This window comes from Mesoflavibacter sp. CH_XMU1404-2 (assembly GCF_037029465.1).
Lineage (GTDB): Bacteria > Bacteroidota > Bacteroidia > Flavobacteriales > Flavobacteriaceae > Mesoflavibacter.
In genome coordinates, this window is record NZ_JAYMEM010000028.1 from 55,886 (window position 1) to 67,361 (window position 11,476).

At 33.6% G+C, this 11,476-nt stretch carries 16 protein-coding genes; 9 read left to right on the top strand and 7 right to left on the bottom strand.

Features of this window, described 5'->3' with window-relative positions; genetic code table 11:
* Window positions 1–23: 23 nt before the first annotated feature.
* On the bottom strand, window positions 24–608 hold the full coding sequence (locus WA327_RS11815) for a YceI family protein (protein ID WP_336070035.1): 585 nt from the start codon (window positions 606–608) through the stop codon (window positions 24–26).
* A gap of 217 nt (window positions 609–825) precedes the next feature.
* Complete coding sequence (trxB, locus tag WA327_RS11820) at window positions 826–1,809, bottom strand: thioredoxin-disulfide reductase (RefSeq protein ID WP_336070037.1); 984 nt, start codon at window positions 1,807–1,809, stop codon at window positions 826–828.
* 181 nt (window positions 1,810–1,990) lie between these two features.
* On the opposite strand from trxB, the gene WA327_RS11825 reads away from it, so the two are divergent.
* Entirely contained in the window at window positions 1,991–2,401 is a 411-nt protein-coding gene (locus tag WA327_RS11825; protein WP_336070040.1) for a hypothetical protein, read from the top strand.
* A 66-nt stretch (window positions 2,402–2,467) separates the two neighbouring features.
* On the opposite strand, the gene WA327_RS11830 is transcribed toward WA327_RS11825, so the two are convergent.
* The 5 genes from WA327_RS11830 to WA327_RS11850 form a co-directional block, all read right to left on the bottom strand.
* On the bottom strand, window positions 2,468–2,917 hold the full coding sequence (locus WA327_RS11830; protein WP_336070041.1) for a PA2169 family four-helix-bundle protein: 450 nt from the start codon (window positions 2,915–2,917) through the stop codon (window positions 2,468–2,470).
* 20 nt (window positions 2,918–2,937) lie between these two features.
* Window positions 2,938–3,099 (bottom strand): DUF1328 domain-containing protein, encoded by a 162-nt coding sequence (locus WA327_RS11835; RefSeq protein ID WP_336070043.1) that lies wholly within the window; start codon window positions 3,097–3,099, stop codon window positions 2,938–2,940.
* A 208-nt stretch (window positions 3,100–3,307) separates the two neighbouring features.
* Window positions 3,308–3,508 (bottom strand): hypothetical protein, encoded by a 201-nt coding sequence (locus tag WA327_RS11840; protein WP_336070044.1) that lies wholly within the window; start codon window positions 3,506–3,508, stop codon window positions 3,308–3,310.
* 2 nt (window positions 3,509–3,510) lie between these two features.
* Window positions 3,511–3,858 carry a hypothetical protein gene (locus WA327_RS11845; protein ID WP_336070045.1) on the bottom strand — a complete coding sequence of 116 codons (348 nt, stop codon included), beginning with the start codon at window positions 3,856–3,858 and terminating at the stop codon, window positions 3,511–3,513.
* A 2-nt stretch (window positions 3,859–3,860) separates the two neighbouring features.
* A complete protein-coding gene (locus tag WA327_RS11850; protein WP_336070047.1) occupies window positions 3,861–4,187 on the bottom strand; it encodes a YtxH domain-containing protein in 327 nt (108 codons plus the stop codon).
* 196 nt (window positions 4,188–4,383) lie between these two features.
* On the opposite strand from WA327_RS11850, the gene WA327_RS11855 reads away from it, so the two are divergent.
* From WA327_RS11855 to WA327_RS11890, 8 genes are all read left to right on the top strand, one after another.
* Window positions 4,384–5,748: an NAD-dependent succinate-semialdehyde dehydrogenase gene (locus tag WA327_RS11855; protein WP_336070049.1), complete on the top strand. Its 1,365-nt coding sequence runs from the start codon at window positions 4,384–4,386 to the stop codon at window positions 5,746–5,748.
* 10 nt (window positions 5,749–5,758) lie between these two features.
* Window positions 5,759–5,911 (top strand): hypothetical protein, encoded by a 153-nt coding sequence (locus WA327_RS11860; RefSeq protein WP_336070050.1) that lies wholly within the window; start codon window positions 5,759–5,761, stop codon window positions 5,909–5,911.
* A 605-nt stretch (window positions 5,912–6,516) separates the two neighbouring features.
* Window positions 6,517–6,924, top strand: a complete 408-nt coding sequence (locus WA327_RS11865) for a hypothetical protein (RefSeq protein ID WP_025743398.1) — start codon at window positions 6,517–6,519, stop codon at window positions 6,922–6,924.
* A 96-nt stretch (window positions 6,925–7,020) separates the two neighbouring features.
* Window positions 7,021–7,857 carry a DUF932 domain-containing protein gene (locus tag WA327_RS11870; RefSeq protein ID WP_025743397.1) on the top strand — a complete coding sequence of 279 codons (837 nt, stop codon included), beginning with the start codon at window positions 7,021–7,023 and terminating at the stop codon, window positions 7,855–7,857.
* A 115-nt stretch (window positions 7,858–7,972) separates the two neighbouring features.
* Complete coding sequence (locus WA327_RS11875; RefSeq protein ID WP_025743396.1) at window positions 7,973–8,410, top strand: hypothetical protein; 438 nt, start codon at window positions 7,973–7,975, stop codon at window positions 8,408–8,410.
* Window positions 8,411–8,504: 94 nt separating this feature from the next.
* Entirely contained in the window at window positions 8,505–9,689 is a 1,185-nt protein-coding gene (locus WA327_RS11880; protein ID WP_025743395.1) for a TolC family protein, read from the top strand.
* Window positions 9,690–9,706: 17 nt separating this feature from the next.
* On the top strand, window positions 9,707–9,949 hold the full coding sequence (locus WA327_RS11885) for a hypothetical protein (RefSeq protein ID WP_081740528.1): 243 nt from the start codon (window positions 9,707–9,709) through the stop codon (window positions 9,947–9,949).
* A 20-nt stretch (window positions 9,950–9,969) separates the two neighbouring features.
* Window positions 9,970–11,472: an efflux RND transporter periplasmic adaptor subunit gene (locus tag WA327_RS11890; RefSeq protein ID WP_025743393.1), complete on the top strand. Its 1,503-nt coding sequence runs from the start codon at window positions 9,970–9,972 to the stop codon at window positions 11,470–11,472.
* The last annotated feature ends 4 nt before the right edge of the window (window positions 11,473–11,476 follow it).

Consider the following 11,476-nt stretch of genomic DNA (forward strand, 5'->3'; position numbering starts at 1 on the left):
TTGGGTTTTTAATTAGTTATTGTTTATTGTAATTTGATATTGAATTTTATTGTTAAGTCGTCACCAGTTTTTATGGTTCCTAGTAATGCTGTTGGTGGTTCTACACCGTAACTGGTCATTTTGATAGATTTTTCTCCTACAATAGACACTTTATTATCTTCTGTTTTTAATTTAAATTTTAAAAGAATTTTTTGAGTGTTTCCTGTAATAGTAAGGTTTCCGTAAGCTTCTACACTATAAGTATTATCACTTACTTTTGTAATGCTTTTTGCGCTTAAATAGTTAAATTTTATTGAAGAATACTTATCTGTTTCTAAAGCTTTGTAAGTGTTTTTGTCCATAGACTTTTTACCACTTTTTAAACTTTCTGAAATGATTTCGACATTTAACTTATTAATGTTTAATGTTTCTTCTGTAACCTCAATTTGTATGTTTCCTTTTACATCTTCTGCATCTACGTGCCAATCGTGTAAACTTGAAGTCCCATAAACTTTTAAGTCTGAGCTTGAATTACTTACTTTATAAGATTGAGAAAAAATTTGTGTTGAAAATGATAGAAAAGTAACTAGCGTTAATAATGTTACTTTTAATTTGATTTGAGAGTTCATAGTAATTTGCTTTAAAATTATATGACAAATATAAGAAGAAACTCCGCCTTATTTTATGACAAATATCAGCATAATTCAAATTTGATATTTAACCAGAAATACTGTTAAAAACCTGAAAAAACTTAATTACTAAAACGTTTTTTATCTTATAAAACCGCATAAAAAAACCGAAGCTGATTTGCTTCGGTTTAACTTTGTAAGTTTTAACTTACTTTATTTAGTAGTTTGTTGCTGTATTAACTTCAAAAGAAGCATCTTTAGACGCTAAGTAACGTTCTGCATCTAATGCTGCCATACAACCTGTTCCTGCAGCTGTTATTGCTTGTCTATATACATGATCTGCAGCATCACCGCTTACAAACACTCCTTCTATATTAGTTTTAGAAGTACCCGGTTTTGCATTTATAATATAACCTGTTTCATCTAAGTCTAAATAATCTTTAAAGATATCTGTGTTAGGTTTATGCCCAATTGCTACAAAAAACCCTGTTGCAGGAATCTCGTGCTTTTCATTGGTTTGGTTATTAAATACTCTAACACCTGTTACAACTTGTCCATCACCTAAAACCTCATCAGTCTCTGTGTTGTATAAAATCTCAATGTTTTCTGTATTCTTTACGCGTTCTGCCATGATTTTAGATGCTCTAAACTCGTCACGTCTTACTAACATGGTTACTTTTTTACAAAGTTTTGATAAGTAATGAGCTTCTTCACAAGCGCTGTCTCCTGCTCCTACAATTACAACTTCTTGGTTACGATAGAAAAATCCATCACAAACTGCACATGCAGAAACACCGCCACCAAGTTTTAGATATTTCTGTTCAGATTCTAAACCTAAATATTTTGCACTTGCTCCTGTTGAAATGATTACTGTTTGACAGTGAATTTCTGTTTCATCATTTACCCAAACTTTATGGATATCTCCAGAAAAATCTACTTTAGTAATCCACCCGTTTCTAATATCTGTTCCAAAACGCTCAGCTTGAGCCTGTAATTGCATCATCATTTCTGGACCTGTAATACCTTCTGGATAACCCGGGAAGTTTTCAACATCATTAGTTGTTGTTAATTGTCCTCCTGGTTGATTTCCTTGGTATAAAACTGGATTCATATTTGCTCTAGCTGCATATATTGCTGCTGTATAACCAGCTGGACCAGAACCTATTATTAAGCATTTAACTTTTTCTATTGTATCTGACATATTAAATTTCATTTTAATCTATAACAAATGTAGTTTTTTTAATAAAAACCTTACCTAGAAGTTATTAAAAGTTATTATCTGCAAATAAATAGAGTTTATATTTTACTGTTTTTAGATTAATTTAAGAGTGATTTTAGCTAATTATTAGTAACTTACGGTAATATGAAAAACTAAAACCAAAATGGGCGTGATAGCAACTAACAAAAACCAAAACATTTTAATTTACAGCTCTGATAATAGTATTGGTAAGCAAGCCATAGCTTATTTAGAGGACAGTAAAAATAAAGTATTTACTATTGACGTGACTAAAACTAAAGTTTCTGGTACGCAATGGTTAGAAATATTTCAAAATCTGAAACTACACCCAAAAGATTTTGTAAATAAAGAACATCCTGATTTTAGCAAAAAATATAATAAAGACGCTAAGTTATCTAAACAAGATTGGATTAAGATTGTTCAAAACAATCCAACCGTTATGACTAATCCTGTACTTATTGTAAAAGATAATTTTTATAAAATCGAAACACCTTCAGATATTAGAAAGTATATAGACAGTACTTCTGAAGAAATTGATGAGAAAAAACATATTTAATTTATATTAAACATAAAAAAAAGGTCTGAAATTATTCAGACCTTTTTTTTGTTTGTGTATCTATTATTAGCTTAAATCTTCTAGAGTTTTAATATTAGATAACCCATTTTCAATAGTTATTTTTTGTTTTTCTAACACATTTTTAGTTGATAATGGTAACGATGTTTCATTTAAAACTTCGTTGTACTCTTCTACTGAAGATTTTTCTCCTCTAATAGCTTCTTCTAACATAGACTCTTCATTATCTGAAGAAAACACCTTTTTTACATCCATCCAAGCTCTATGTGCATCTCCAATTAAACTTCCTCCTTTATCTACCTCTTGATTAAAAGATTTAATTTCTCCTTTTAACTCGTGTCCAAACTCGTAACGCTCTTGTGCTTTTTGATTAAAATAGCTTTTTAAAGAGTTGTTTTCTACGTTTTCTGCAGCTTTTTTAAACCCTTTTTCTGCATCATAAGTTTTTTCTAATAAGTTGTTCAGTTTATTTCCTACTTGTTCTGTGTAAGTTGCCATAATTTTTGATTTTTTGGTTGTTAGTTTTCGGTAATCTCTTTATATAAAGAACCAATGAATAAGACAACGAATAAGAAGAAACAGAGCTTTGCAAAAAAAGCTAAATTTCCTGCTATATTACCAAATCCTAAAATGGCTGCAACAAATGCTAAAAATATAAAGAGTACGGTCCAACGTAACATATTATATATGATTAATTAATAGATCTGACTTTCAAATCTTGTAATAAAGATAAAGATTTAACCAGACACAAACACACTGTTTAACAAGGGTTTAATCTAAGTTTAACTGCTATTAACAGTAAAAATTATTTTTTAAGAATGTGTTAAGAATGGAATAAAAAAAAGCGCTTAATGCGCTTTTTATAAATAAGGTTTAAAATATTATTCTTTATCTAATTATCTTTTTGATTAGCATCATAACTCCTACTTTAGAAGCCATTTTAAAACCTGTTTGTAACCACGTGTAGGGTTGCAAAGTTTCTTTAAAATCACTTTTTACAACTTTAAGCTCTTCCCATGCAATTTGCTTTTCTAATTGCAGCCTTCTTAGATCTCTTTTAATATCTTCTTGTGTTCTATATTGCTTCATAATTAGTCAAAAAAGGTTTTAGAAAGTGATGCAATGACTTTATTATTAATGTGACTTCTAAAAGTATAAAACAATACAGAAATTAGTATAAATATTGCACCAACTATTAGATAACCTAATGAAACGCTATCTAAAGCTTTACCTATACCTATTGCTGCGGAAATTGCTAAAAACAAAAGTCCAACCAAAATAAAAGCACCAACTACAACAGCTTTTACCAACAAACTTACAGAAGATGTAAGTTGTTGGAATATTTTAAGCTTGTAGTACTCATGAGATTTTTTTAAAAACTCTTCGCCTTTATCTACCGCTTGACTTGAAGTTTGGTTAATTTGATCAAATACAGACATTATTACTTCTGTAATTTTTTGTTTCTTTCTTTAAGATCTTTAAGTTTTCTTTCTAAAGTAGTAATTACATCATCAGCTTTGTAACTAGCATCAGACACGACACTTTCTAATTGTGCATCTAGCGTTGCTTTTTTGGTAGTTAAAGAGTTTGCTACTTGCTCTTTTAAGTCCATTGCACTTGTTGCAATATTGTCTTTAGTTGCAATAGCTTCGTCTCTTAATTTTTTTCTTGTATTACTTCCTTTATCTGGTGCAAAAAGGATACCTAATGTTGCTCCAATTGCTCCTCCTAGTAATAGTCCTAATGCAGAATTTGTGTTGTTACTCATAATTAATTTTTTTTGATTGTTAATATTAATGTGAAGTGAAGCATCATTGGTTTAACGCTTCTATTCAAAATTAATAAGTATTTATTGAAATATTCTTAATAAAAAATTAAATTAATTGATAAAAATTTGTTAAAACAGATTTTTACAAATCTAATTTTGCGAATAATTCATAGTTTTAACATAAACAATCACTACTATGAAAAACTCAATTATAACATCAAACCCTTACAATCAAAAAGAATTAAAAACCTATAATTATCATACCGATAATGAAGTTGAAATAATCTTAAATAACGCACAAAACGCTTTTGAAGATTGGAAAGAAAAAGAAATTAAAGACCGTACAAAACTTTTAAAAAATCTAGCTAACCTTTTAGAAGACAAAAAAGAAACGTATGCAAAGCTAATGACTGAAGAAATGGGTAAACCAATCTCTCAAAGCATTGCCGAAATTGAAAAATGCGCTTGGCTGTGCGACTTTTATATTACCAATGCAGAAGATTTTTTATCCGATAATATTATTGAAACAGACGCACATGAAAGTTTTATAAGTTACGACCCATTAGGAACAATTCTCGCTGTAATGCCTTGGAATTATCCATTTTGGCAAGTTATGCGTTTTGCTGTTCCGTCATTAACTGCTGGTAACGTCGGACTTTTAAAACACGCCTCAAACGTCACTGGTACAGCGCTAGCCATTCAGGATGTATTTGAAGAAGCTGGCTATCCTAAAGGCTGTTTTCAAACCTTATTAGTTAATCACGACCAAATCGAAACTATTGTAGAAAACGACATTGTTAAAGCAGTAACATTAACAGGTAGTGAAGCTGCAGGAAGAAGTATTGCTGCTATTGCTGGTAAAAATCTTAAAAAAACAGTGTTAGAATTAGGCGGAAATAACGCTTGTGTTGTTTTTGATGATGCCAACTTAGATAAATATATGGACACAATGGTCAAAGCGAGAATGCAAAATACAGGTCAAAGTTGTATTGCTGCCAAACGTTTTATTGTTTCAGAAAAAATTTATGACCAATTTCTAAACAGCTTTACCAAAGAAGTGTCTAAGTTGACTTCTGGAAATCCTGAAGATGATAATACGTTTATCGGAGTTATGGCAAGAGAAGATTTAGCTGAAGAATTAGAAAAACAAGTTAATGATTCAGTAAAATTAGGAGCTAAAGTAACCTTAGGTAATAAACGTTATAAAGCCTACTATGAGCCAACAATTATTACTGAAGTGACCGAAGATATGCCTGTTTTTAAAGAAGAAACCTTTGGTCCTGTTGCAGCAGTAATAAAAGCAAAAGATAATAATCATGCTATTCAATTAGCTACAAATTCAAGATTTGGATTAGGCACAATGATTTTCACAGAAAATTTAGATGAAGCTTATAATCAAATTGCAAACATTCCTGATGGTGCATTATTTATTAATGACATGGTGAAATCTGACCCGAGATTACCTTTTGGAGGCACAAAAGCATCTGGTTACGGAAGAGAACTTTCTAAAGAAGGTATATTAGAATTTGTAAATATTAAAACAGTATATATTAACCAATAAAAATTAAACTATGAATTTTATAAAAGAAGAAGACGAAAAAAGAAACGATTACATTTTACAAAAAGACAAAACCACAAAAGGAGTTACTAAGTTTGTAATCTTAGCTTTAGCAATATGTGTTATCGGAGTTGTAGCTTCAGGTTTATATTTTAAATGGTTTTAAACTATAAATTCAATATGATTTTTGAATTCGATAATCAAACAAAATAAAAAAGCCTGAATGCAATATTCAGGCTTTAATTTGTCGGGGTGGCAGGATTATACCCTTTCCCCATAATATTATATATATCAATCAGTTACAGATTCCGGAACCAAACTGTTAGCCGATTTGTTGACGATATTATAAATGAACTTAAAGTAAAATGCTTTACTTTCTGATGGTGCAAATATATAATTTGTATTATTTCAAACCAACATAAAAAGTCATTTATTTTATGACTCTTAATACTGCTTCAAATTTGGTTCATTATGCCTTATCATTTCTACTAAATATCTTTAAGTTAATCATTCTGGAAACACATTAAATCGAGTAATCAACTATTTCATTATAGGTCTTTTAAGTGATGAACTTCTATAGAAAAATTTGAGGTAGAGAGTATTCATACAATATTACCGAAATATAAACGTCGCAAAATATTTTTCGGAAAAGGGACGGCATAAAGCCATCGCTTCTTCCCTCGCTTATTTATTCCGTTTCCTTTCCACTCTAAAATTTTGTCTTCCGTTTGGGTTTTGCTCAAATATTGTTTAATCTAAAATCATTTAATTATGGAAACAAAAGTAAAATCAAACGGAACAGCAAAAAAAGTAAATGCAACCGTTAAAAAGGAAGTTCAAAAGAAGTTGACCGAGGAAGCTATCGGAAAAGCTGTTACACCGGAAAAGCTCGTGGTAGCCAAAAAACCAGAGATTAATTTGGATGACAGAATTCAAAAGTTTGAAAAATTGAGAGGTTTGGCCAATCAACGTGAACGGTTGACGGAAACATTGAACGAGCTTACCAAGTTCAATTACAATCAGGATGGTTCGAGTTCCTTCCATATAAGGGACTCACGTAATCTGGAATTCAAGACGACCAACACGAATTTAATCAAGTTGGTAACTACACATTTACAGTCCACTTTGGAACAACGTAAATCAGAGATTGAAGAACAGATTCTAAAATTTGAACTTTAATGAAGCTAATGTCTTCAAATGTGAAAGCCTGCTCGCAAGAGTAGGCTTTCTTTTTTTAATCATATCTGTCTTCAGACAGGTCTAAAATCAAATATTATGTATTTAAATCGTTTACAACAAGATGAAATTTTCGTTTCAAATGAAATGAAATCGTTAAAAATTATTACTGGTATGGAGTCTCGAAGAGGACTTGAAAATGCCGTTATTTCCAATGACAAAATTGTGAATGTGGTCTCGAACAGTTATGGCCATATTCCAAATGAATTGTTTTTCAAAAAAGCCGAACAGCTATTACTGGATGCCAATCTGAAATATCATAAACGCACGATTAACAGAAATGACAGGTCTTTCATTGCCGACTTTATAATCGAGGACCATAATCAGTTTTCGTTGAAGAATGAACAGGATAAGATATTACCGATGTTGCGTTTCAAAAATTCCTATGACGGAAGCGAAAAGACTTCCGGGCATTTTGGATTTTATAGAGAAGTATGCACCAATGGCTTGCACGTTGCTCAATCAGAAATAGCATTTTCAATAAAGCACAGCAAAAACAATACAGATTTAATAATGCCGAAATTGAATTTTCTATTCGAGAAGTTCTTGGATAACGAATACTACGAAATCACAAGAAAATTCAGGGAAATGGAAGAAATCGTACTTATCGACACCAAAGCATTCGTAAAGGAAATATTGGAAAAAACGAAACTGTTCCGATATGAATGTAGCGACAAAAACGATAATCCTTCAAAGAAATCCAGGGAATTATTGGATATGATAGCCGAAGAAGGACACGATTATTATAAAACGCCCACATTATGGGATGGGTATAACGCCTTTAATTGGATGCTTCACAATACCTTGAAAAAAACTTTTTCGCAACAGGAAAAATTTGATAAGATATTGTTTGATGAAATATATGCAATGGTTTAAAGAAACATTATAAAAAGGTTCATCCAGTACCTTAAACTGGATTTTCACCTTTTCTAAAAGAGATTGAAGTACTCTAAATTTTCACAAATAAGAAATAATGGTATCTTTGTACCTAATGCAAAAACCAAATAAAATAGCGGCATTTTTCTTTTTAGGCTTGTTTAGCCTAATGATGCTGCATCAGGTTTTTCCGCATTTGCACCATCAACACGAGGACGCTCATTCCCATTCAGATATTGCCCATACTGGCGAACATCATCATCACGATGATGATTCCCACGAAGAAGAATCCCCTTATGGGTTTTTTGGGTTCGTTATGGATATGCACATCCATTCCACGGTATCCAGCGATATAGTCTTACTTGAAAGGAATACAATCGAGCAACAAACCGTTGTTGAAAAGGATGTTGCAAAAAGTTCTTTTGAAACCCAAAATATCTTCTTAATTGATTACAGGCAAAATAGTAAATCGCCTGTCTATCATCCACCCAATAAATACTTTAATCCCTACCTCTCTTCCCTCGACTCACGAGGCCCACCATCTTTAGGTTAATCGTTTAGGACTACGGTATCGCTACGGTACTGTTTCCTTTTATAAATGTAGACCTGTCAGCCGACAGGTAAGATTAAACCTAAAATTTCACACAATGAATAAACACATCGTGTCCGCAATTTGCGGATGCCTGTTCTTTGTTAGTGGTTTCTCACAGGATAAAAATATAGAGCAACTACTTAATGAAATAGAACAGAATAACACGGAGTTAAAAGGCTATCAATCATTCATTGAAAGTCAGCAACTCGAAAACAGGAGCAACAATAATTTGCCCGACCCACAGCTTTCTGGCTTTTATTTGCCATTTGGCGACAATAGAACTGGAGATTATACCGAATATCAACTATCGCAATCTTTTGAATTCCCAACGGTATATGCTGCTCGTGGCAAATGGAACGAGTCTAAATCGCAACAGTTAGCATCAGCCTATGCTAACAAGAGACAGGAAGTCTTGTTGAAAGCGAAGAACACGCTTTTGGAACTTGCTTACTTGCAAAAACAAAAAACTGTTGAAGCAGAAAGAAAAACCCAGAGCAAGCAGGTTTTTGACCAAATCCAAAAACTTTTTGATACCGAGCAAGTAGGCATTTTAGATTTGAATAAAGCGAAAATTGCTTGGATTCAAGAGCAGTTTGCCGTGGAACAGATTGAAACCGAAATTCAAATTTTGCTGTCAAAACTCAAAACGTTGAACGGCGGTAATGAAATTAGTGGCATTTCGACAGGACTTGCATTGCCTATTGAAGTTGGTGCGGAGGAAAGTCTTTGGCAGGAAAAATTATCAAATGACCCTTTACTGCAAGAATTAAAGGCTATTGAGACATCTTCACTTCAAAAAGTAAAACTGGAAAAAAACAAAGTACTACCAAACGTAGCACTTGGCTACAATTATCAAGGCGTTAGCGGTAGTCATTATTCTGGTTTTTATGGCGGTGTCTCGATTCCCCTTTGGAATAGCAAGAACAAAGTAAAAGCTGCCGAAGCCAATTATGAGTATCAGCAGTCCAATACGCAAGTAATTAGCACTTCGCTTTACACACAGTTTCAGGAAACTTATAATCGATACGAATTGATGCTCAAAAAATACAATGAGTATCAAACAACAATGGGCAATTTAGAAAGTGAGGATTTACTTTTTAAAGCCTATATGTTGGGCGAGTATTCGTTTATGGATTACTATGTAGAACTTCAGTTTTACAGAAATGCTTCAGATAAAATGTTGCAAATGGAAAAGGAACTGCAACTGCTTCAAGCACAATTATTAAAACATCAATTATAAATTTTAAACATACAATTATGAGGATTTCCAAAATAATATTCGCAATTCTAACAGTTTCAATTTTCACAATGACATCTTGTAGAGATACGAAATCAAAAACAGAAACCACTGAAGAACACGGTCACGACCACGATGCAGACGGCAACCATATGGGCGATGAAACCATAGAGCAAGAAGAGTTTCAAGTAGAAAAAGATTCTATGGAAATGAAAACGGATAGCCATACCCACGATGAGGGGAAGGAACACCAAGACCACTAAAAAACAAATAGATATAACAGATGAAATATATACTCATAGTGCTTGCCTTTTTGGCAATGTCTTGTAACAACAAGGCAGAAGACGCACACGCACACAATCCCGATGGTAGCCACGAAGGAGAAGAAATTCCACGCTTGGACCACACCATTTGGACAAACAAAACAGAATTATTCGTAGAATTCCCTGCTTTAATAGTAGGCAGTCCAAGCAGGCTTGCAGCCCACTTTACGGTGTTGGACAAGCATCAGCCCGTTCGCGAAGGTTCGGTTACGCTTAGTTTGATTAAGGGCGATAAAGGCATTCGCAATATCGCAGATGCACCTTCATCACCAGGCATATTCTCGCCTACCATTCAACCAAAAGAAGCTGGTAGTTACCAACTTGTTTTTGAATTGAAAACGCCAGACTATTCAGATAAAATAACGATTGACGATGTTACGGTCTATAGTAATGCAGATGAAGCCATAATGGCATTGGGTACTGCCGAAGATGATGGAAGTATCTCGTTCTTAAAAGAGCAGGCTTGGAAAATCGATTTTCAAACCGCACCTGTCGTTACGGGTAAAATTTACGATGTTATCAATACGTCCGGTGTTTGGATGCCATCGCCAGGTTCTACAAAGTCCTTGGCGGCAAAATCCAATGGTGTGGTAGATTTTAAAGTAAATAACCTAACCGAAGGTACAGCGGTAAAACAGGGTCAGTTGTTGATGAGCTTGAACAGTCAAGGTTTGGCATCCAATAATTTAAGTACGGATATCGCTTCCGCGAAAGCGACATTCCAACAGGCCAAATCGGAATATGAAAGGAAGAAAGAGCTATACGAATCCAAAATAGTCCCGAAATCTGAATTTGAAAAAGTAGAGAGCAGTTTCGAGATAGCCAAAGCCAACTATCAATCATTGGTGTCTGGTGTCTCGGGCGGAAGCAAACAAATACGTGCACCTTTTGATGGTTTTATCAAATCCATAACTGTTTCAAATGGCGATTATGTAGAACAAGGTGTTACACTTGTAACCGTTGGGACGCATCAATCCAGAGTTTTAAAAGCGCAGTTAGCACCCAACTACGGACTTACGATGGGTAATTTACAAGGTATATGGTATCAGGATAATGATAACCAATGGAAAGACGTAACTGATGCCGAGGGCAAAATCCTTTCGATTGGTAAGGACGTGGAACGTGAAAATCCTTTGATTTCTGTTTTTACAGAAGTCAATGCCACCGTCGATATGCCAATAGGAAGTCTAACACCTGTTCAGATAGCGATGGGAAATGCAACACAGAACACAATGATTCCTGTGAATGCTCTCTTGGAAGACTATGGAAGCTATTCCGTTATCGTTCAACTATCAGGCGAAAGTTTTGAAAGACGACCTGTTAAGCTTGGAAAGCGCAATGGCGAAAATGTAGAGATACTGGAAGGTCTGCAAGTTGGCGAAGTGGTAGTAACTACAGGAGCATATCAAGTTAAAATGGCTTCAATGTCGGGTTCAACACCTGCACACGGTCACGAACATTAAAAAC